The sequence below is a fragment of the Rhodanobacter sp. FW106-HT46G03 genome, assembly GCF_058789895.1.
Window position 1 is genome coordinate 839,212 of sequence record NZ_JBYTCC010000001.1, and the last position, 20,676, is coordinate 859,887.

The 20,676-nt window shown below is 66.6% G+C and carries 16 protein-coding genes; 10 read left to right on the top strand and 6 right to left on the bottom strand.

Annotated elements, in window-relative coordinates; translation table 11 throughout:
* Positions 1 to 35: 35 nt before the first annotated feature.
* Together AC3WP6_RS03490 and AC3WP6_RS03495 are read right to left on the bottom strand one after the other, a co-directional pair.
* A complete protein-coding gene (locus AC3WP6_RS03490) occupies positions 36 to 3,617 on the bottom strand; it encodes an ABC transporter permease/M1 family aminopeptidase (RefSeq protein WP_492626408.1) in 3,582 nt (1,193 codons plus the stop codon).
* Positions 3,618 to 3,644: 27 nt separating this feature from the next.
* Complete coding sequence (locus AC3WP6_RS03495; RefSeq protein WP_492626409.1) at positions 3,645 to 4,529, bottom strand: ABC transporter ATP-binding protein; 885 nt, start codon at positions 4,527 to 4,529, stop codon at positions 3,645 to 3,647.
* Positions 4,530 to 4,765: 236 nt separating this feature from the next.
* Between AC3WP6_RS03495 and aceF the strand changes: the two genes are divergently transcribed.
* The 3 genes from aceF to dapB all read left to right on the top strand — a co-directional run bounded on the left by aceF (position 4,766) and on the right by dapB (position 9,193).
* Positions 4,766 to 6,445, top strand: coding sequence for a dihydrolipoyllysine-residue acetyltransferase (gene aceF / locus AC3WP6_RS03500; RefSeq protein WP_492626410.1), 1,680 nt, complete (start codon positions 4,766 to 4,768; stop codon positions 6,443 to 6,445).
* 95 nt (positions 6,446 to 6,540) lie between these two features.
* Positions 6,541 to 8,343, top strand: a complete 1,803-nt coding sequence (gene lpdA, locus AC3WP6_RS03505) for a dihydrolipoyl dehydrogenase (protein ID WP_492626411.1) — start codon at positions 6,541 to 6,543, stop codon at positions 8,341 to 8,343.
* 49 nt (positions 8,344 to 8,392) lie between these two features.
* A complete protein-coding gene (gene dapB, locus AC3WP6_RS03510; protein WP_492626412.1) occupies positions 8,393 to 9,193 on the top strand; it encodes a 4-hydroxy-tetrahydrodipicolinate reductase in 801 nt (266 codons plus the stop codon).
* A gap of 12 nt (positions 9,194 to 9,205) precedes the next feature.
* Here the strand turns inward: dapB and AC3WP6_RS03515 are convergent, their stop codons facing one another.
* Both AC3WP6_RS03515 and AC3WP6_RS03520 read right to left on the bottom strand, forming a co-directional pair.
* A complete protein-coding gene (locus tag AC3WP6_RS03515) occupies positions 9,206 to 9,673 on the bottom strand; it encodes a hypothetical protein (protein ID WP_492626413.1) in 468 nt (155 codons plus the stop codon).
* The gene (locus AC3WP6_RS03520; RefSeq protein ID WP_492626414.1) at positions 9,670 to 10,245 is read right to left on the bottom strand and encodes an RNA polymerase sigma factor; all 576 of its coding nucleotides are present in this window, start codon (positions 10,243 to 10,245) and stop codon (positions 9,670 to 9,672) included. Before AC3WP6_RS03520 ends, AC3WP6_RS03515 begins: the two co-directional genes overlap by 4 nt.
* A gap of 119 nt (positions 10,246 to 10,364) precedes the next feature.
* Here AC3WP6_RS03520 and AC3WP6_RS03525 point away from each other — a divergent pair, with 119 nt between their 5' ends.
* Both AC3WP6_RS03525 and AC3WP6_RS03530 read left to right on the top strand, forming a co-directional pair.
* Positions 10,365 to 10,694 carry a hypothetical protein gene (locus AC3WP6_RS03525; protein WP_492626415.1) on the top strand — a complete coding sequence of 110 codons (330 nt, stop codon included), beginning with the start codon at positions 10,365 to 10,367 and terminating at the stop codon, positions 10,692 to 10,694.
* A gap of 109 nt (positions 10,695 to 10,803) precedes the next feature.
* A complete protein-coding gene (locus tag AC3WP6_RS03530) occupies positions 10,804 to 11,457 on the top strand; it encodes a trimeric intracellular cation channel family protein (protein ID WP_492626416.1) in 654 nt (217 codons plus the stop codon).
* 30 nt (positions 11,458 to 11,487) lie between these two features.
* Here the strand turns inward: AC3WP6_RS03530 and AC3WP6_RS03535 are convergent, their stop codons facing one another.
* Positions 11,488 to 11,796: a hypothetical protein gene (locus AC3WP6_RS03535; protein WP_492626417.1), complete on the bottom strand. Its 309-nt coding sequence runs from the start codon at positions 11,794 to 11,796 to the stop codon at positions 11,488 to 11,490.
* 300 nt (positions 11,797 to 12,096) lie between these two features.
* On the opposite strand from AC3WP6_RS03535, the gene AC3WP6_RS03540 reads away from it, so the two are divergent.
* Complete coding sequence (locus tag AC3WP6_RS03540; RefSeq protein ID WP_492626418.1) at positions 12,097 to 13,053, top strand: ABC transporter ATP-binding protein; 957 nt, start codon at positions 12,097 to 12,099, stop codon at positions 13,051 to 13,053.
* Positions 13,050 to 14,369 (top strand): ABC transporter permease, encoded by a 1,320-nt coding sequence (locus AC3WP6_RS03545; RefSeq protein ID WP_492626419.1) that lies wholly within the window; start codon positions 13,050 to 13,052, stop codon positions 14,367 to 14,369. Before AC3WP6_RS03540 ends, AC3WP6_RS03545 begins: the two co-directional genes overlap by 4 nt.
* A gap of 54 nt (positions 14,370 to 14,423) precedes the next feature.
* Here AC3WP6_RS03545 and AC3WP6_RS03550 read toward each other — a convergent pair whose 3' ends face one another.
* Entirely contained in the window at positions 14,424 to 15,806 is a 1,383-nt protein-coding gene (locus AC3WP6_RS03550; RefSeq protein ID WP_492626420.1) for a Do family serine endopeptidase, read from the bottom strand.
* 322 nt (positions 15,807 to 16,128) lie between these two features.
* Here AC3WP6_RS03550 and AC3WP6_RS03555 point away from each other — a divergent pair, with 322 nt between their 5' ends.
* From AC3WP6_RS03555 to AC3WP6_RS03565, 3 genes are all read left to right on the top strand, one after another.
* Positions 16,129 to 18,291, top strand: a complete 2,163-nt coding sequence (locus AC3WP6_RS03555) for an adenosylcobalamin-dependent ribonucleoside-diphosphate reductase (RefSeq protein ID WP_492626421.1) — start codon at positions 16,129 to 16,131, stop codon at positions 18,289 to 18,291.
* A gap of 47 nt (positions 18,292 to 18,338) precedes the next feature.
* Complete coding sequence (locus tag AC3WP6_RS03560; protein ID WP_492626422.1) at positions 18,339 to 19,100, top strand: hypothetical protein; 762 nt, start codon at positions 18,339 to 18,341, stop codon at positions 19,098 to 19,100.
* A gap of 90 nt (positions 19,101 to 19,190) precedes the next feature.
* The gene (locus tag AC3WP6_RS03565; RefSeq protein ID WP_492626423.1) at positions 19,191 to 19,973 is read left to right on the top strand and encodes a TSCPD domain-containing protein; all 783 of its coding nucleotides are present in this window, start codon (positions 19,191 to 19,193) and stop codon (positions 19,971 to 19,973) included.
* The last annotated feature ends 703 nt before the right edge of the window (positions 19,974 to 20,676 follow it).

The following is a 20,676-nucleotide window of genomic DNA, read 5'->3' on the forward strand; positions in this document are numbered from 1 at the left end:
CAGCTTTTCCCAATCCCGAACTCCGAATCGGCCGCTTACTGCACTGTCACCGTCTTGCGGTTGTCGTCGGGCACTTTGTCGATCAGCTCGTTGTAGGGGTCGATGCCGGCCATCGCGGGTTTGCCGTCGACGGTGACGGCGAGCGTGGTGTCGCCCGCCGGCAGCTCGCGTTTGGCAAGGTAGAGCGGTTTGCCATCGCGGCCGTTGGCGCCTTGCGCAAACACGCCAATGGCGATGGGAAGGTTGGGCGCCGCGCGCGTGTCCTCGCCTTTGCCGTTGGCGTAGGACATGCCGGCGTGCACTTTCATGGTGACCGCGTAGCGGCCATCCGGCAGACGCTTGGCGTAGGCGGAGATCATGCGGTTGTCGAACAGGGTGATCTTCCAGAAGAAGTCGTCGAGCATGGGCTGGTATGCCGGGCCGAGATGCTTGCCCAGCGCGTCCACGAAGAGCTGCGAGTCGACATACGGCGGCTGCTGAAACCCGTAGTCGATCAGGAACTGCTTGAGGAACGCATCGAGCCGGGCCTCGCCGACGTAATCCTGCAGCGCGTAGAAAATCAGCGAGCCTTTGCGGTAGTGGATGTAGGGCTGGTTTTCGACCTTGGCGAGCGGCTCCTCCGCGGTCTTTTCGGTACCGCGGCCGGCGAGGTACAGATCCAGCTCGTACTTCAGGAACTTGCGCATCTGGTCGGCGCCGTACTTGTGCTGCATCACCATCAGCGAGCTGTATTGCGCCAGCGACTCGCTGAGCATGGTGGAGCCCTGCATGTCGGCGCCGATCACGCGGTGCGCCCACCACTGGTGGGCCACTTCGTGCGCGGTCACGTCGTACACGTAGTCGATGCGGCGCTGGTCGCGCAGGTCGGCTATGAAACCGATCGACTCGGAGAACGGGATGGTGTTGGCGAAGCTCTGCGCAAACGCCATGTAGCCGGGAAACTCCAGGATGCGCAGCTGCTTGAATTGGTACGGCGTGTAATGGCGGTCGTACCACGCCAGCGAATCCTTCGCGCTTTCCAGCATGCGATCCACGTTGAACGCGTGCGCGGGGTCGTAATACACCGAGATTTTCACCCCGTCCGCGTCCTCGCTTTTCACCGCGTAGCGCGCGGAAAGATAGGCGAAGAAGTTCAGCATCGGCTCGCGCATCACGTAGTGGAAATAGCGGCGGTCGCCCTGCGCCCACTTCTTCACCAGCGTGCCCGGCGCCAGTGCGATCTGGTCGGCGGCGGTGGAAACGGTGGTGTCGAAGCTGATCCAGTCGGCGTCGTTGGAAAGATAGTTTCTGGCGCGCGCGGCTTGGTCGGAAAGCGGCGGCATGCGCGGCACATCGGGGTTCAGGCCGTACTTCTTGCGGTCGTTGCGGTCGCTGATCTGAAACTTGGGCTGGTAGCCGAATTGCGGCAGCACCATGTTGTTGAAGAACGTGCCGTTGTGCACGATGAAAGTTTCGCCCGACTCATTGGTGAAGCCCTTGGGCGCGTAGTCGAGCGTGAAGTCGAACGGCAGCGAGGCGCCGGGTGCGAGCGGGGTATCCAGCTTGTAGATGGCCACGCCGAGGCGGCGGTCGAAACGCACGGTGGCGTGCGGCGCAAAGCCCAGCGCCTTGGGGTAGAAGCCCTCGGTGTAGTTCACGAACAATTCGGTGACCGGCACCTTGAGCTTGTTGACCAGCGTGTAATGCGCGCGGATCGCGAGCCTGCGCTGATCGGGGTAAATATCCACGTCCGCCTTGATCGCCGTGATGCGCGGCTGCGGCAGCTTGGCGTACTTCGCGTAGAGCTTTTCGTAGTCGGCGTGCTCGCGCAGGGTTTCATCGTGGCTGATGTAGCGGTTGAGCACGTGGGTGTTGTAGTAGACGAACCCGCCTAGCCCGGCAAAACCGAGCAGGCTCAGCACCAGCACGGCAGTCGGCTCCGGGCGCAGGCGCGCGCGCGCCTCGCGCAGCCGACCGCGCCAGTCGCTGCCGGTGCCGCGCACCCACAGCACCGAGGCCAGTACCAGGAGCGCCAGTGCGAGGCAGCCCCAGTACGCGTTGAACCACAACGCGCCGACGTAGAAATGGCCGAAGCCATTCATGTCCGAATACGGCACGTTGGGCGCGCCGGCGTAGTTGTACAGGTTGTCGTCCCAGTGCAGCAGGCTGAAAGCCAGCGTGCTGACCAGCCACGCGATGCTGAGGAAATAACCGAGGAACTTGTGGTTGCACACCACCTGCAGGCACAGCGCCAGCGCCGCGATCAGCACGAACGGGATCGCGTCCAGCGCCAGCATGCGCAGGTACAGCCAGGGCTCGATGCGGTAGTAGCCATGGCCAAGTTGCCAACCGATGCCGACCACCGCGCCCACCAGCAGCATGCTGGCGATTACTGCCAGGAGCGCGCCGAACTTCGCGGCCATCGCCACCCAGTCCGGGGTGGGGAAGGCGTCGCTGACCTCGGCCGAGCCGTGCGTGCGCTCGCGCCACACCAGCTCGCCGGCGTAGAAGATCACCACGATCATCAGCGGCAGGCTGAAGCTGTTGTTGATGGCGGTGAGCACCTGGTGGGTGACCGGCCAGGTCGGGGTGCCATAGACCAGTCCGGAGGACACCAGCGACACCACCATCACGGTCAGCGCCAGCACCAGCAGCACCAGGAACGCGGCGCCGCGCAGCACGCCCCGGGTGTCGAACGCGAACTGCGCGCGCAGTTGCACGAGGTGCGTACGCCAGCCATGGGCCAGCGTCACGTGGGGCAGGGCGAGAACCGCGGTGCCGGCCTGCGGGCGCAGCATCGGCGGCTCCGCACGCGGTTTGCGGCGCGGCAGCTGCAGGCCTTCGCGGTTCGGGCGGAACACCACGAAAGTGGCGATCAGGAGCAGTACCGCGATGCCCAGCCACAGCAGGCGGTTGAACAGCAGCACGCCATCCAGCGCCGGCAGCAGGTGGTTGGTCTGGTCCGGCGTCCAGTAGCGGGTAACGAGCGCCAGCGTGCGTCCGCCGAATGGGTCGAGCACGGCGGCAAGGTAGTGGTTGTCGAGGTTGCGGCTCAGGTACCCGGTGACCCCTTGCAGCACGAACCAGGCGATGACGCCGACGTAGCTGGCCAAGAGCGAGCGGGTGGCGGTGGCCAGCAGAAACAGCAGGGCCGCAATGAACAGCAGGTTGGGCAGCACCAGCACGCCGAAGCCCCAGGCGTAGCCGCGCCAGTCGGCCGGGCCGAAGCGGCTGGCGTCCAGCCACGGCATCGCGCCGCCGAGCGCGATCGCCAGCGCGCAAGCGGCGAGGATCGCCACCAGCACCAAGTAGCCGGCGAGAAAGCGCCCGCCCACGTAGGCGCCGCGGCTGATCGGGGTGGCGAATAGCAGCTCCGCCGTGCGCTGCTCGAAATCGCGCGTGGCGGCGGCCGCCACGAAGGTCACCACCAACAAGATGCTGAACACCGTCATCATGCTCAGCAGGCGCGCGATCACCAGCGGTGCGTTGCGCAGCACGTTGCCGCTGGCACCGGCGGCGCTCACCGCGTCGGTCGCGGTCAGGGTGAAGGCGATGCCCAGCGCCGCGGCAAGGATGACCCAGAACAGTGGCGCCTTCAGTTGCTGGCGCCACTCGAAGCGAAGGATTTCGAAAAGCATGATCCTGTCCCGATGGGTGGCGTGGCTTCAGGCGGCGCGCAACGTGGCTTGCGCGCGCAGGCGGCCGAAATACACGTTTTCCAGATCCGGCGCGATGGCCTCGAAACTTTCGTCGGGCCGCTCGTCGGCCAACACGTGCAGCAGGGTGCGGCCAGCGGCGAGGCGGGTGGAAAGGATGTTCATGCGCGCGCGGTAGGTGTCCAGCTCGGCCTTGTCGATCACGCGCCGCCAGACGCGTCCATCCAGCGCGCGGATCGCTTCGTGCGGCTCGCCGGCAAGCAGCACCTGGCCTTGCCCGAGGATCGCCATGCGCTGGCACAGGTCGGTGACGTCGGCCACGATGTGGGTCGAAAGGATCACCACCACGCGCTCGCCGATTTCCGCCAGGAGGTTCAGGAACCGGTTGCGTTCTTCCGGGTCGAGCCCGGCGGTGGGCTCGTCCACGATCACCAGCTTCGGCGCGCCGATCAGCGCCTGGGCAATGCCGAAGCGCTGGCGCATGCCGCCCGAAAAGCCACCGAGCCTGCGCTTGCGCACATCCCACAGGTTCACCTGGCGCAGCAGGGCTTCGACGAGGTCGCGGCGCTCGCCTTTGGCAGTGACGCCCTTCAGCACCGCAAAGTGGTCGAGCATCGCTTCGGCCGAAACCTTGGGATACACGCCGAACTCCTGCGGCAGGTAGCCGAGCAGGCGGCGCGTGGCCCGCTTGTCGGCGAGCAAATCCATGCCGTCGAGCGTGATCGTGCCGGTGTCGGGATCCTGCAGGGTGGCGATGGTGCGCATCAGCGAGGACTTGCCGGCGCCGTTCGGGCCCAGCAGGCCGAACATGCCGTTCGGGATCTCCAGCGATACGTCGCGCAATGCGCGCACGCCGTTGGCATAGGTCTTGGAAAGCTTGCTCAGGCTCAGCATGGATCGTCCTTTGCGCCGCGCGATGCGGCATCCGCGCAAGGCAGACTAAGGTATGAGATGGCGCATGCGCACCGGCCCAAGGTCATGCCTGCGCAAGATTTCCCGCGGCAACATGCGCCAGCGAATGGCGTTTGCGCCGCGCGTGGAGCCCCCGCGATGCGGATCGGTTCGTTATGATGAAAGCCTTGTGGGCGCGTCACCCCGCGCGCCCGGCCCCCGACACTCCAGGAGACACCATGGCCGCCACTCAAGAAGCCCGCGTACCCGACATTGGCGGCCACGACAACGTGCCGGTGATTGAGGTGATGATCAAACCGGGTGATACCGTCGCCAAGGACCAAAGTCTGGTCACGCTGGAGTCGGACAAGGCGACGATGGAAGTGCCCGCGCCGTTTGCCGGCGTGGTGAAAGAGGTCAAGTTGAAGGTCGGCGACGAGGTCTCCGAGGGCTCGGTGATCGCGTTGATCGAGGCTGCGGCGGCGCCGGCGAAAGCGGCGGCGCCAGTGGCGGCTCCTGCACCCGCACGAGCCCCGGCCCCCGCTCCGGCGGCATCGGTTGCGGCTGCGGCGCCACCGACGGCATCCGCCCCGGCGGTTTCCGGCGGCCTGCGCGAAGCGCGCGTGCCGGACATCGGCGGCCACGGCGGCGTGCCGGTGATCGAGGTGATGGTCAAGGCGGGTGATCGCATCGCCAAGGACCAAAGTCTGGTCACGCTGGAGTCGGACAAGGCCACGATGGAAGTGCCGGCGCCGTTCGCCGGCGTCATCAAAGAAATGAAACTCAAGGTGGGCGACGAGGTTTCCGAGGGCGACGTGATTGCACTGGTGGAAGCCGAAGGCGCCGCGCCGGTGACAGCACCCACGCCGGCACCGGCGCACGCCGCCGCACCGGTGGCGACCGAAGCGCCCGCGCTGCGCCATGCCGAGCCGGGCCATTCGCCCGAAGGCGACGCCGGCCCGCACGTGCGACCGCCGTTCGATGCGCACCTCGTCATGCCCGGCGATACGCCGTATGCGAGCCCGGCGGTGCGCGCGTTTGCGCGCGAGCTTGGGGTCGACGTGGCGCAGGTCAAGGGCAGCGGCCGCGGCGGCCGCATCGTGCGCGAGGACGTGCAGCACTACGTCAAGCATGCGCTCGCTTCCGGCGCGCGCCCGGTCGGCGGTGCGGTGGCCGGCGTCGGTGGGCTGAGCCTCTTGCCGTGGCCCAAGGTCGACTTCGCCAAGTTCGGCCCGGTCGAGGAACACCCGCTCTCGCGCATCCAGAAGATTTCCGGCGCCAACCTCGCGCGCAACTGGGCGATGATTCCGCACGTCACCCAGCACGAGGATGCCGACATCACCGAGCTGGAGGCATTTCGCAAGCAGCTCGGTGCCGAGCACAAGGATCTGCGCATCACGCCGCTGGTGTTCCAGATGAAGGCCGTGGTCGCGGCGCTCAAGGAATACCCCAGGTTCAACGCCTCGCTGGATGAAACCGGCGAGAAGCTGATCCTCAAGAAGTACTTCCACATCGGCATCGCGGTGGATACGCCCGATGGCCTGGTGGTGCCGGTGATCCGCAACGTGGATCAAAAGGGCCTGCTGGATCTCGCGCGCGAGCTGGCGGAAATCTCGGTCAAGGCGCGCGAAAAGAAACTCGGTCCGGCCGACATGTCCGGCGGCTGCTTCTCGATCTCCTCGCTCGGCGGCATCGGCGGCACCAAGTTCACGCCGATCATCAATGCGCCGGAAGTGGCGATCCTCGGCGTCTCGCGCTCGCGCGTGCAACCGGTGTGGAACGGCAAGGAGTTCGCGCCGCGCATGTTGCTGCCGCTGTCGCTCAGCTACGACCATCGCGTGATCGACGGTGCACTCGCCGCGCGCTTTGCGGTGTTCGTCGCCAAGCAGCTCGGCGACATCCGCCGCCTGCTGCTCTGACACCGCGCTTTTGACTCCCTCTCCCTGCCGGGGAGAGGGTTGGGATGAGGGGCTGCGCCCGCGCCATCTCCCCGCACGCAATCGAAGGATTCCCCATGGCGAACACGATCGAAGTGAAAGTTCCGGACATCGGCGGCCACGATGGCGTGCCGGTGATCGAGGTGATGGTCAAGGTCGGCGACACCGTCGCCAAGGAGCAGAGCCTGGTCACGCTGGAGTCGGACAAGGCCACGATGGAAGTGCCCTCCACCGCGGCCGGCGTGGTCAAGGCGATGAAGCTCAAGGTGGGAGATGAAGTCTCCGAGGGGGATGTGATCCTGGTGCTTGAAGCCCAAGGCGCAGAGGCTGCAGGCTCTTCCCCCGCTCCCCTCCGGAGAGAGGGCCGGGGTGAGGGGGCGGGTTCGCCGAAGCCTTCCGCCAGCCCCGCCCCCTCGCTCCAACCCTCTCCCCAAGGGGGAGCGGGGGCAAAAGCTTCCGGCAAAACCCCGGACATCACCTGCCAGCTGGTGGTACTCGGTTCCGGCCCCGGCGGTTACTCCGCCGCGTTTCGCGCTGCCGATCTGGGCCTGGATACGGTGCTGGTGGAGCGCTACGACACGCTGGGCGGCGTGTGCTTGAACGTTGGCTGCATCCCGTCCAAGGCGCTGCTGCACGCCGCCGCGGTGATCGACGAGGCCGCGGCGATGGCCGCACATGGCGTCACGTTCGGCAAGCCCACGCTCGATATCGACAAGCTGCGCGAGTTCAAGGACAAGGTGGTCGGCCAGCTCACCGGCGGCCTGGGTAGCATGGCCAAACAGCGCAAGGTACGTACCGTGCAAGGTGTCGGCAACTTCATTTCGCCGCACGAGATGGAAGTAAAGACGGCCGAAGGCACGAAGCTTGTCCGCTTCGAACAGGCGATCATCGCCGCCGGTTCGCAGGCGGTGAAGCTGCCGCTGTTCCCGTGGGACGATCCGCGCGTGATGGATTCCACCGACGCGCTCGCGCTGGCCGACGTGCCGAACAAGCTGCTTGTGGTCGGCGGCGGCATCATCGGGCTGGAGATGGGCACGGTGTACGCCGCGCTCGGCAGCGAAGTGACCGTGGTCGAGTTCATGGAGCAGATCATCCCGCCGGCCGACGCCGATCTCGTGCGCCCGCTGGCCAAGCGCCTCGGCGCGCGCCTCAAGGGCGTCCACACCGGCACCAAGGTGGTGGCCGCGAAGGCGACCAAGAAAGGCATCGAAGTCGCCTACGAGGGCAAGTCGATCCCCGAGACCACGGTGTTCGACCGCGTGCTGGTCGCGGTCGGCCGCGCGCCCAACGGCAGGAAGATCGGCGCCGAAAACGCCGGTGTCGCGGTGACCGACCGCGGCTTCATCAACGTCGACACGCAGATGCGCACCAACGTGGCGCACATCTTTGCCATCGGTGACCTCGTCGGCCAGCCGATGCTGGCGCACAAGGCAGTGCACGAGGCGCACGTGGCGGCCGAAGTTGCCGCAGGCCACAAGGCATATTTCGACGCGCGGGTGATCCCGTCGGTGGCGTTCACCGACCCCGAAGTGGCCTGGGTGGGCGTCACTGAGCGCGAGGCGAATGAGAAAGGCCTCAAGATCGGCGTGGGCAAGTTCCCGTGGGCGGCCTCCGGCCGCGCCATCGGCATCGCGCGCACCGAGGGCTTCACCAAGCTCATCTTCGACGAGGAAACCCATCGCCTCGTCGGCGGCGCGGTGGTCGGCGTCAACGCCGGCGACCTGATCTCCGAGCTGGCGCTGGCGGTGGAAATGGGCGCCGAGGCGGCCGACATCGCACTCACCATCCATCCGCACCCGACGCTCGGCGAGTCGATCGGCATGGCTGCCGAGGTGTACGAAGGCACCATCACCGACCTGTACATCCCGAAGAAGAAGTGATTGCCGCGCCGCGCATCGGCACGGCACGCGCCCTGCAAGCGAGGCCGTCATGGCATTGAAGGTATGTCTCGCCGGCGCCACCGGCTGGGCCGGCTCGGAGCTGGCGCGCGGCATCGCCGCCAGCGCGGATCTGCGCCTGGTGGCCGCGGTGTCGCGCCGGCATGCCGGCCGGCCGCTGGGCGAGGCGCTGGGCGACGCCGTCATCACCACGCCGGTGTTCGCCAGTGCGGCCGCGGCGCTGGCCGCACCCTGCGACGTGTTCGTCGAATACACCCACCCCGACAGCGCGCGGGCGAACATTCTCGCCGCACTGGCGCATGGCGCCCACGTGGTGGTGGGTACCTCGGGCCTCACCGACGCGGACTACGCGCAGATCGATGCCGTGGCGCGCGAGCGCGGCCTTGGCGTGCTCGCCTGCGGCAACTTCGCGCTCACCGCGGTGCTGCTGATCAAGTTCTCCGAGATGGCGGCGAAGATCCTGCCGCAGTGGGAGATCATCGATTACGCCTACGCCGGCAAGCCGGACGCGCCCAGCGGCACCGTGCGCGAGTTGGCCACACGCATGGGCAAGGTGCGTCAACCGCAGCTGGAAGTGCCGCTGGAGGAAACCCGCGGCCTGCGCGCAGCGCGCGGCGGCACCCTGGCCGGCAGCCAGGTGCATGCGGTGCGCCTGCCGGGCTTCGTGCTCGGCGCCGAGACGCTCTTCGGCCTGCCGGATCAGACCCTCAGCATCCGCCACAACGCCGGCAGCAGCGCGAAGCCCTATGTGGATGGTGCGTTGCTGGCAATCCGCAAGGTTTCCACGCTGACCGGCCTGCACCGCGGCTTGGACGCGGTGCTCGAACTGTAGGCCCCAAGGCTCTCAGGCAGCGCGGCCCCGTGCGTGCCGCTGCCACAGTCCGAGCAGCCAGGACGCGCCGAGGCAGCCGCCCAGGGCAAGCAGCCAGCCCGTCGCCGGTGTGCCGGATGCCGACAGCAGGTCGCGGAAGGCCGGCTGCCAGGTGTTGCCGTAGATCGCGAGCACGACGCCTCCGGCCACCAGCAGCCCGGCGGCGAGCGTGCTCGCCAGCGTCGACTCGATGTGCATCTCGGTGGCTTGCTGGCGGGCCGGTACGGCGGCGACTTGCGCGGCCATCCGCTGCGCGAAATCCGCCGGCAGCGCATCCGGCATGGGTTCGCGCAACGTGCGCACCAGCAGGCGGTAGCGGCGCACGCGGGCATCGTCGGCCCCGGCATCGAGGCCCAGGCGTTCGGCCTGCAGCGCGCGTTCCTGCGCCTGCCATTCGTGCTCGCGCGCGGGGTCGTCGAAGGAAGGCAAATCGTGGTTCATGCGGCAACTCCTGTCCGGGTTTCCAGCGTCTCGCGCAGGCGCAGGCGCGACCGGAACAAGTGGCTCTTGATGGTACCGCCGGCCAGCCCGGTGATGGCGGCGATCTCGGGGATGGTGCTTTCCTCGAGGTAGTACAGGGTCAGCAGCGTGCGTTGCAGTGGCGGCAGGGCGTCGATCGCCGCATGCAGGTGCGCGGCGATTTCCGCATCGGCGCAAGCGGTTTCCAGGTCGAAGTCGTCGGCCACGCTTTCCACCAGTGGCGCCCCCTCGTCGTCGTGCGCCTCGACCAGCGGGATGCGCTTGTGCTGCAGGTGGCGCAGGGCGATGGTGTAGGCCACGCGGCCGATCCAGGACTTCAGTGCGCTCTCGCCGCGGTATTGGTGCAGGCATTGGTGCACGCGCAGGAAGGTGTCCTGGCACAGCTCGCGGGTATCCTCCGGATTGCGCACCATGCGCTGGATGATGTGCCAGCACAATCCCTGGTGCGAACGCACAAGCTGTTCGAACGCGCCCGGCCGCTTGGCCAGCACGGCAGCGACCAGGGCGCGGTCGGAGGAGTGCGTGTCATCCATGGCAGACGGGATACAGGCAGCGGCGCAACGGTTGCAGCGGGTCGACTGCAACCATCGGCCGGAGAGCGGTATCCATGGTTCCGAAACCCGGCATTGCCCTTTCCCGCCCAGGAGGAACTATGGACTTTGGCATATTGATCCCGATCTCGTTGTTTGTCTGTATCACCTACGCCATCAAGGTCAGCGTCGATGCCGTGACGCGCCGGCGCATGCTGGACGCGGGTGGTTCGGCCGAGCTGGTCAACTCGGTGCTGCGCGACGAGGAGCTGCGCCGCCGCCATTCCTCGCTGCGCTGGGGCATCGTGCTGTTGTCGCTGGCGGTCGGTTTCGGCCTGATCCAGTGGTTCGGCTGGCAGGAAGTGACCCCCGGCATGATCGCCGTGCTGGCCGGCGCCACCGGCCTGGGCAACCTGGTGTTCTTCGCGATCTCGCGCCGGCTGGGCCAGTGAACCGCGTGCAGCGCAGGATGCTTCGCGTCCGGTAATCGTCGGCGAGCGGCAAAGCTGGTTCAATGGCGGGTATCGCCGCCCTGCCGGCATACCTGCCCCGGCAGGGTGCATGAACGAGCAACTGTTGTTCAATTTCGTCGATCTCGCCGGCACGTTTGCGTTTGCGATCAGTGGCGCCACCGCCGCGCGGCGCTGCCGCCTCGATCTCTTCGGCATCCTCACGCTGGCCTACATCACCGCCTGTGGCGGCGGCATCGCGCGCGATGTGTGCATTGGCGCGATCCCGCCGGCCGGGTTGTCCGACTGGCGCTACCTCGCCACTGCCGTCGTCGCGGCGCTGGCCACCGTCATCGCCTACCGCCCGATCGAACGCCTCACCTACCCGGTGCGTCTGTTCGACGCGATGGGGCTCGGCCTGTTTGCGGTGTACGGCGCGCACAAGGCACTGCTGCACGGCGCCAACGCGGAAGTCGCGATCCTGCTTGGCATGGTCACCGCGATCGGCGGCGGACTGGCCCGCGACATGCTGCTGGCGCGCGTCTCCGTGGTGCTGCAAAAAGAGATCTACGCCTCCGCCGCAGCCCTCGCCGCAGCCCTTGCGGTCATTGGCGAACGCCTGGGATGGTCCGCTCTCTGGGCTACCTGGCTCCCCATCGGCCTGTGTTTCGCCTTGCGCTACATCTCGCTGCGGCTGGGGTGGAACCTGCCGCGGTTCGGCACTGCGAAGTCGCGTGCGTCGGACACGAAAAAGGGCCGGGTCTGACGACCCGGCCCCGTGAATCGATCACGCGGCTCAGTGCTTGGCGTGATGGGTCTTGGCGTGATGGGTCTTGGTGTGACCCTTGGCAACGCGCTCGCCTTTGTTTTTGTCGTTGGCAACTTCGCTGACGGTCTTGCCGACATCGGCGTCGTCTGTTTTCGCCGTGTGGGCAGCATCGGACACGGTGTCGCCGTGGGCGTCCTGGTCCGTGGTCGGCATGGTCGGCATGGTCGCGTGCTCGTTCGGCGCGTGCCCGCTCTGGTGCTGTGGCTGCGCGAGTGCGTATGAAGCTGGCAATGCGAACGCCGCGGCAAACAAGGCGGCAGTGATGGTCTTGGTCATGGCGTAACCTCGCAGAAAGTGAGCCACGAATGCGTGGCATCCATACCGTAGGGCGTCGCGGTGGCACCCGGATGAATCGGCGGTATCCATAAAGAAACCGTTGCGCACGGCGGGATGCGGCCTGGCGGGCGCCAAACTGACGGCCGGGTGAACTGGGCCGGTGACCGCGTGTGGTGGCGGTGCGTCGACGCCGGCCGGGCCGCAGGCGGCCGTTGATGACGAAAGGCACGGCAAGGCGCGTGGCAACGCATGCTACCTTGCGCAGCTCCAGGCCGGGGAGGCCTGCACAAGGAGCGTCACGTGTCCACACCCAGCGTGAGTGTCGAGTCAGTAACGAAGCGGTTTGCGGGACATACCGCGGTGGATCGGTTGTCGATGCAGGTGCCGGTCGGCGGCATCTTTGGCCTGCTCGGGCCGAACGGGGCCGGCAAGTCGACCACGATCCGGCTGATCATGAGCATCATCGAGCCGGACGAGGGCCGCATCACACGCTTTGGCTCGGCGCAGAGCAGTCGCGATCTTTCCGCGCGCATCGGCTACCTGCCGGAAGAGCGCGGGCTGTACAAAAAGATGAAGGTGCTCGATCACCTGATCTTTCTGGGGGAGACCAAGGGGCTGTCGCGAGCGGAAGGGCGCAAGCGCGCGCTGGCCTGGCTGGAACGGCTGGAGATCGCGGGCTGGGCGCAGAAGAAGGTCGAGGATCTTTCCAAGGGCATGCAGCAGAAGGTGCAGTTTGCCGGCGCACTGCTGCACGAGCCGGAGCTGGTGATCCTGGACGAGCCGTTTTCGGGGCTCGACCCGATCAACGCGCAGACGATGAAGGACATCGTGGTGGGGATCGCCAAGAGCGGCCGCACGGTGTTGTTTTCCACTCACGTGATGGAGCAGGCCGAGCGCATGTGCGACCACGTGGCGATCATCGCGCGCGGGCGGATGGTGGTGAACGGCACGCTGGCGCAGGTGAAGGCGGATTTTGGCGGGCGTTATCTGGCGCTGGGTTTCAGCAGCGGCCGCGAGCACGCGAACGCAGCGCTGGCCGATCCACGGCTGGTGGCGCGGCTGGACGACTACGGCGCGAGCGCGGAGCTGCGGCTGGCCGATGGCGCCACGCCGGATCAATTGCTTTCCGCGCTGGTGGGCGCCGGCGTCGGGCTGCGCCGGTTCGAGGTGGTGGAGCCGTCGCTGCAGGCGATCTTCGTCGCCAAGGTGGGCGCCGACCCGGATGCCGCGCCGTTGCCACAGGGAGCTGCCGCATGAACAAGACCATGGCCGTGGTTCGCCGCGAGTACGTCGAGCGCGTGCGCAGCAAGGCGTTCCTGATTTCCACCATCCTGGTGCCGGTGTTCATGGTGCTGGTGATGCTGTTGCCGATGCTGATGTTGGCCGGTGGCGACCACACCAGCCGGGTGGCGGTGGTGGACGCTTCCGGCAGCGCGCTCGGTGCACCGCTGGCGAGCACGCTCAAGGCGGCGCGGTTCGGCAGCAAGCCGAATGCGATGCCGCGCTATGCCGTCACCGTGTTCCCGGCAACGGCGGCCACGCTGACCGCCGAACGCGACCGGCTGATTGCGCAGACCGGGCTTTCCGGTGAGCACCGCGGCGACGGCTACGACGGGGTGCTGGTGCTGGCACCGGGAACGCTTGCCAGCGGCAAGCTGGAGTACTACGGCACCAATGTCGGTTCGCCCGATGCGATGGCGCGGCTGCAGCGCGACGTGTCCGATGCGATCGCCGGCGTGCGCCTGGCGACCGCCGGCGTGGACGAGGGCGTGGTGAAGCAGGCGATGGCCAAGGCGGATGTTTCCACCACCAAGGTCGAGGACGGCAAGATCACCGGGCAAAGCGGCATGGCCGCGTTCGGCATCGCCTACGCGATGGGCTTCATCCTGTATCTCGCCATCGTCATCTATGGCCAGCAGATGACCACCTCGGTGATCGAGGAAAAAACCTCGCGCATCATGGAGGTGCTTACTTCCTCACTCACGCCGTTCCAGATGCTGATGGGCAAGGTGCTCGGCGTGGGGCTGGCCGGGTTGACGCAGATGGCGATCTGGGGCGGTACGGCGTTCGCGCTGGGTAGCCAGGGCGGGCACATCGCCGGCGCGTTTGGTGCCAGTGCCGAGGCGGCGAAGGATTTCGCACTGCCAGGCATGCCGGTGAGCCTCTTGGTGGTGTTCCTGCTGTATTTCGCACTCGGCTTTCTGCTCTACGGCGCGCTGTTCGCCGCGGTGGGCGCGATGTGCAATTCCATCCAGGAAACCCAGCAGTACATCCTGCCGGTGACGATGCTGACGATGATCGGGTTCTTCGCGGTGTTCGCGCTGATCAAGGATCCGAACGGCGGCATCGGCGCCACGCTGTCGCTGATTCCGTTCTTCTCGCCGTTCACCATGCCGGTGCGCTGGTCGATGACCTCGGTGCCGCTGGTGCAGCTCGGCATCTCGCTGGCGCTGATGGTGCTCGGGCTGCTGGCCTGCGTGTGGATCGCCGGGCGCATCTACCGCACCGGCATCCTCATGTACGGCAAGAAGCCGAGCTGGCGCGAGTTGTGGCGCTGGATCCGCGTGGGCTGATCGTCCCGCCATCACGCGCAAACGGCCGGCATCCGCCGGCCGTTTGTGTTTGCGCTACTGGATCACCACGTAGTGCGAACCCTCGTCGTCGGCCACCACCAGCACCAGCTGGCGCGGGCGTACGCCCGCGAGCTGGCTCAGCATGCGCAACCCGGTGATCCGCGTGCTGCCGACGCCGATCACGACATCGCCGCGGCGCAGGCCGGCCGCGGCGGCGCGACTGCCGGGAGCCACGTTGCCCACCGCCACGCCGTACAGGCCCTGGCTGCGTGCGCTTTGGCCGAGCTCATCGAAGGTGACGCCGGCCAGGCGCGGATCAAGCTTGCCGCCGTCGAGGCTGGCGAGGCGTTCGGCGCGCAGCACGGCGCTCACTTCACGCGCCTTGCCGTCATGCAGCACGCCAAGTCTCACCGTGCTGCCCACTGGCAGCAGGCCTTCGGTATTGCGCAGCTCGTCGACATTGCGCAGCGGCTTGCCATCCAGCGCGGTCAGCACGTCGCCCGGCGCGAGACCCGCGGTTTCCGCCGGCGAGCCGGGGTTGACGCCGGTCACCACCACGCCGGTCTCCTGCTTGAGGTTGAGCAACCGCGCGATGCGCGGCGTGATGTCCTGCGACTGCAGGCCGAGCGTGCCGCGCTCCACTTTGCCGTGCGCGATGAGCTGGGCCATCACCTCGCTGGCAAGGTTCGACGGGATCGCGAAACCGATACCCACGTTGCCGCCCGAGGGCGAGAAAATCATCGTGTTGATGCCCACCAGTTGCCCGCGCAGGTTCACCAGTGCGCCGCCGGAGTTGCCCGGGTTGATCGAGGCATCGGTCTGGATGAAGTTCTGGTAGCGCGAATCGCCCAGGCCGGAGCGGCCGAGCGCGGAGACGATGCCCGAGGTCACGGTTTCGCTCAGCCCGAATGGCTCGCCCACGGCCACCACGTAATCGCCCACGCGCAGCCTGCCGGAATCGGCGATCGGCAGTGCCTTGAGGCCGGACGCGTGGATCTGCACCACCGCCACGTCGGTGTCCGGATCGGTGCCGACCAGCCTGGCCTTGAAGGTGCGGCCGTCCTGCAGCGTCACGGTGATTTCGTTGGCGCCGCCCACCACGTGGTTGTTGGTGAGGATGTAGCCCTTGGCCGCATCCACGATCACGCCCGAGCCCAAGCTCTGCTCGACCCGCTCGCGCGGCGTCGCCGGCAGGCCGAAGAACTGGCGAAACACCGGGTCGTCGAAATACGGGTTGTGCACCTGCACCCGGGTCTTGCTGGAGATGTTGACCACCGTGGGTGTCACGTTGGCCAGCATCGGCGCCAGCGACGGCATCGCCTGGCCATCGACGGCCGGCGGCATCGCGGCGTGGCTGACGCCGGGCGCGACGACGCCGAGCAGCAACGCAAGGGCCCCGGCAAGCCAGGGAAAACCGGAAGGTTGGCGAGGTGCCATGTGTTTCTCCTTGAGGGCAAAAATCGACGCGCATTGGACTGTCCGCCAGCGCATGCGGTTCCCGGTGACGGCGGGTTGCGCGATGGTGCATCCGGACTTTACAACCGACCTTGTGCGGGGTACTGTCCAAGGCACTCCCAACCACAATATCTTGTGCTTGTTCGTTGCAGGTAAAACAAGCGCTGGTGGATGAGAGTCGCCGATCGGGAGGCGGGCCCCGGCACTGCCACGCTCCGCGCCCGGGGCGCCACGTGGGTCGTGTCGCGGGTCGTACAGCATAGATAACGACAAGGCCGTGAGGCCGCCGGAGGTCAGGAAGCCGATGAGCACAGCGCGTGCGCCAGTGACAGGTTCGGAGTTGCAACGCGATGCCGCGGTGGAGATTCCGCTGCAGCCCGCCTCACAAGACATTTGGGATCGCAAATACCGCCTGCGGACCAAGACCGGCGAGCCGGTGGACGCCGATGTCGATGGGACCTGGCAACGCGTGGCCCGTGCGCTTTCCGAGGTGGAAGCCACCCCCGAGCTGCGCGAGCACTGGAACGAACGCTTCCTGTGGGCGCTGCGCCACGGCGCGATCCCGGCCGGTCGCATCACCTCCAACGCCGGCGCGCTGGCGCACAAGCCGGCCACCAGCACCATCAACTGCACCGTATCGGGCACCATCCACGACTCGATGGACAACATCCTCGGCAAGGTGCACGAGGCGGGGCTGACGCTCAAGGCGGGCTGCGGCATCGGCTACGAGTTCAGCACGCTGCGTCCGCGTGGCGCCTACGTCTCTGGCGCCGGCGCGTACACCTCCGGTCCGCTGTCGTTCATGGACATCTTCGACAAGATGTGCTTCACCGTGTCCTCGGCCGGCGGCCGGCGCGGCGCGCAGATGGGCACCTTCGACGTCAGCCACCCGGACGTGAAGGAGTTCATCAAGGCCAAGCGCGAGGACGGCCGGCTGCGCCAGTTCAATCTCTCGCTGCTGGTCACCGACGGTTTCATGCAGGCGGTGGAGCACGACGAGGACTGGCCGCTGATCTTCCCGGTGCACGTCAAGGAGCGCGACGAGCTGGATCTCGACGACCCGGCCAAGGTCGTGTGGCGCGAGTGGCCCACCCACGAGAACTACGTGGAGCGCGACGACGGCCTGGTGGCCTGCAAGATCTACGGCCACATCCGTGCGCGCCACCTGTGGGACATGATCATGGTCTCCACGTACGACTACGCCGAGCCCGGCTTCATCCTGATCGACCGCGTCAACGAGATGAACAACAACTGGTGGTGCGAGCACATCCGCGCGACCAACCCGTGCGGCGAACAGCCCTTGCCGCCGTACGGCTCGTGCCTGCTCGGCTCGGTCAACCTGACGCGCTTCGTGCACGATCCGTTCGGGCCGAAGGCGCGCTTCGACTGGGACGAGTACCGCGAGGTGGTGAAGGTGTTCACCCGCCTGCTCGACAACGTGGTGGACATCAACGGCCTGCCGCTGGCACAGCAGCGCGAGGAGATTCTTTCCAAGCGCCGGCACGGCATGGGTTTCCTCGGTTTGGGTTCGACCTTGGCGATGCTGCGCATGCGCTACGGTTCGGCCGAGGCGGTGGCGTTCACCGAAGATGCTTCGCGCGAAATGGCGGTGGCCGGCTGGGAAGTCGCACTCGATCTGGCGAAGGAAAAAGGTCCGGCGCCGGTGCTGGCCAAGGAATACGCCGTGACCGGCGACATGCTGCGCAAGCGGCCGGAGATGGCGCGCGACGGCTGGAAGCTGGGCGACCGCATCCCCGGGCGTGTACTGCACGCCAAGTACAGCCGCTACATGCAGCGCGTGGCGCAGGTGGCGCCGAACCTCGTCGCCGAGCTGGCCGAGACCGGCGCGCGCTTCACTCACCACACCTCGATTGCGCCGACCGGCACCATTTCGTTGTCGCTCGCCAACAACGCGTCCAACGGCATCGAGCCGAGCTTTGCCCACCACTACTCGCGCAACGTCATTCGCGAGGGGCGCAAGACCAAGGAAAAAATCAGCGTCTACAGCTTCGAGCTGCTGGCCTATCGCGCGCTGATCAACGCCGATGCGATGCCCGATTCGGACGACCCCAAGGTGAAGTTGCCGGACTACTTCGTGGCTGCCGACGACATCAGCCCGAAGCAGCACGTGGACATCCAGGCGGCGGCGCAGAAATGGATCGACTCGTCGATCTCCAAGACCGCCAACGTGCCCACCGACTACCCCTACGAAAAGTTCAAGGACATCTACTTTTACGCCTACCAGCAGGGGCTCAAGGGCTGTACCACGTTCCGTTTCAACCCGGCCGCGTTCCAGGGCGTACTGGTCAAGGATTCCGACCTCGCGCACACCCTCTACCGCTTCGAACTCGAAGACGGTAGCGTGGTGGAACTTCACGGCAATGAAGAGGTGGAGTACGACGGCGAGACCCACACCGCTGCCAACCTGTTCGATGCCTTGAAGGAAGGCTATTACGGCAAGTTCTGACACCAAACGCAATCGCATCGCGGCCACCGTCCGAGGGGATCACCTGCATGTCCATCGATCATGAAGTCGAAGCGTCATCCAGCGTCACGTCACCGGCCCCTGACGCGCCGGTAGTCACCGAAATCGTCGTCGAAACCGTCACCGTCGTGCCGGACGAGCCGGCGTTCGATCCGGAGCCGGTGCTGGTACCGGTCATCGTTGCCGAGCTGCCAGTGGCGGCCGCGCGCACCCCGGCAGCAAACCGGCCGGTGGCGAAGAAATCAGTGGCCAGGAAGCCCGCAGCCAAGAAGCCCGCATCCAAGCCGGTGGTGAAGAAGGCGGCAGCGGCAAAGAAGCCTGCCGCCAAGAAGGCCGCGCCGAAAAAGGCGGTTGCCGGGAAGTCGGCGGCGCCGAAGAAAACCGCTGCGAAGAAGTCGGCGGCGCGCAAGACCATCAAGCGGGCTGCGCCGAAGAAGGCCGTGGCCAAGACGGCAGCGACAAAGAAAGTGGTTGCGCGTAAGCCGGCGAAGACGGCCGCGGCGAAGAAACCTGTGCGCAAACCGGCAAGCCAGGCCGCCGCCGTCAGGAAGGTGACGAAGAAGCCGGTGAAAAAGACGCTCGGCAAGGTGGCCCAAAAAGCCGCCAAGCCGGCAAAGAAAGTCAGCAGCAAGAAGACGGCCGTCAAGGCCGCGGTGAAAAAGGTCGCCCCGAAGAAGGCGACTCAAACAAAAAAGGTCGCCGCCAAGGCAACCAAACGGTCCACTGCCAGCAAGAAGGGCAGCCGCAAGGTTGGTCGCAAGCCGGCTGCGCGCAAGGCTGCCCGCAAGTAGTACGTCGTGTCACGGCCGGCCCGGCCATGCCGGGTCGGCCGCGTTTTTCCCGCGCCGCGTGGCGCCGGCCAGATCAGGAACCACTCCATCATGGCGATCAAGATCGCAAAAAAGATCACAGGCTACGCCGTCGTGCAGCCCGAGGAAAAACCCGCGCCGGCCGCGGCCACGGCGCTGAAGCCGGCGCCCAAGCCCGAGCCCAAGGCCGCCGAAGTCATCCAGATGCACGAGAGCCTGCAGCGCCCCGAGACGCTGGTCGGCTCCACCTTCAAGATCAAGTCGCCGCTGTTCGAGCACGCGCTGTACGTCACCATCAACGATATCGTGCTGAACGCGCACACCAAGTACGAAGTGCGCCGCCCCTTCGAGATCTTCATCAATTCGAAGAACATGGATCACTTCCAGTGGATCGTTGCGCTCACCCGCATTCTTTCCGCGGTGTTCCGCAAGGGCGGCGATGTCACCTTCATCGTCGAAGAGCTGAAAGCCGTGTTCGACCCGCGCGGCGGCTACTTCAAGGCCGGCGGCATCTACATGCCCTCGATCGTGGCCGAGATCGGCGGCGTGATCGAGCAGCACATGAAAAACATCGGCCTCATCCACGATCCGGAAATGAGCGACGCCCAGCGTGCGCTGATTGCCGAGAAACGCGCCGCCTACGAAGCCATCGCCGCGCGCAACAACGCCGCGCATGCCGATCACGCCCACGCCGAGCCGGCCGCCGCACCGAAAGCCGTCGAAGCCGAAGCCGACACCGGAACCTCCACGTTCCCCGCCGGCGCCGCGATGTGCGCCAAGTGCAACACCCAGGCGCTGGTGCTGATGGACGGCTGCCAGACCTGCCTCAATTGCGGGTACAGCAAGTGCGGTTGACGGAGTTGCCGCGGAGGCCGTGAACGTGGGTGTCTGCTAGCGCATAAGCTGTCGTGTGTAGCGCATAACGGGTCGCGTCACGCGCATAAGCTGTCGCACCACGGCGGACGCACTCAGTTGTTCTTTAGCGCATAAGCGTTCATGTCTAGCACATAACGATTTACGTTTTGCTCATAAGCGTTCGCGTCACGGTTGAGACACTCAGGCGAACTCCGGCATTCGGCATTCCCCTTTTTACGCCCACCTGTGGGCCAGCCGGACCGTTACCACGTCGGGCCTTGGATCGCTGGTGCTCGCCCGGGTGATGCTGGATGGAGCTGTACGACTTGGACGACGGGCAACTTGCGACCCCCGAGCGCAAATTAGATGCGACCGCGGTGGGTGGCGCGGCGGTCGCGTGATCGCACGCGGCGGACGTGGTGCGCGTGCGTCAGATCCACAGGAGACCCAGCGCAGCTACGGGAGTCGCCGGGTGGCGCGTAAGTTGTCCAGCCCGAGTACGTTGGTGGGCCGCTACCCAGCTCGTACCCTGGTGCGTCAGGCCGGAGTGTGGGGTCACTCCCGGCGCCGCCATCGCTATCGTCCGACCGACCAAGTGGCCGCGATTGCCCTGAACCCGTTGGCGCGACCGTTTTGTCCGCCGGCACCCAACCAAGTGGGCGCGGGTGACGTAACCTATCTGCCTACGCAGCATGGCTGGCGG

Coding starts and splice junctions, on each gene's coding strand:
- AC3WP6_RS03560 (WP_492626422.1), top strand. CDS start 18,339: ATGTCCATCGATCATGAAGTCGAAGCGTCATCCAGCGTCACGTCACCG.
- AC3WP6_RS03545 (WP_492626419.1), top strand. CDS start 13,050: ATGAACAAGACCATGGCCGTGGTTCGCCGCGAGTACGTCGAGCGCGTG.
- AC3WP6_RS03520 (WP_492626414.1), bottom strand. CDS start 10,245: ATGGATGACACGCACTCCTCCGACCGCGCCCTGGTCGCTGCCGTGCTG.
- lpdA (WP_492626411.1), top strand. CDS start 6,541: ATGGCGAACACGATCGAAGTGAAAGTTCCGGACATCGGCGGCCACGAT.
- AC3WP6_RS03515 (WP_492626413.1), bottom strand. CDS start 9,673: ATGAACCACGATTTGCCTTCCTTCGACGACCCCGCGCGCGAGCACGAA.
- AC3WP6_RS03490 (WP_492626408.1), bottom strand. CDS start 3,617: ATGCTTTTCGAAATCCTTCGCTTCGAGTGGCGCCAGCAACTGAAGGCG.
- dapB (WP_492626412.1), top strand. CDS start 8,393: ATGGCATTGAAGGTATGTCTCGCCGGCGCCACCGGCTGGGCCGGCTCG.
- aceF (WP_492626410.1), top strand. CDS start 4,766: ATGGCCGCCACTCAAGAAGCCCGCGTACCCGACATTGGCGGCCACGAC.
- AC3WP6_RS03530 (WP_492626416.1), top strand. CDS start 10,804: ATGAACGAGCAACTGTTGTTCAATTTCGTCGATCTCGCCGGCACGTTT.
- AC3WP6_RS03535 (WP_492626417.1), bottom strand. CDS start 11,796: ATGACCAAGACCATCACTGCCGCCTTGTTTGCCGCGGCGTTCGCATTG.
- AC3WP6_RS03495 (WP_492626409.1), bottom strand. CDS start 4,529: ATGCTGAGCCTGAGCAAGCTTTCCAAGACCTATGCCAACGGCGTGCGC.
- AC3WP6_RS03565 (WP_492626423.1), top strand. CDS start 19,191: ATGGCGATCAAGATCGCAAAAAAGATCACAGGCTACGCCGTCGTGCAG.
- AC3WP6_RS03555 (WP_492626421.1), top strand. CDS start 16,129: ATGAGCACAGCGCGTGCGCCAGTGACAGGTTCGGAGTTGCAACGCGAT.
- AC3WP6_RS03525 (WP_492626415.1), top strand. CDS start 10,365: ATGGACTTTGGCATATTGATCCCGATCTCGTTGTTTGTCTGTATCACC.
- AC3WP6_RS03550 (WP_492626420.1), bottom strand. CDS start 15,806: ATGGCACCTCGCCAACCTTCCGGTTTTCCCTGGCTTGCCGGGGCCCTT.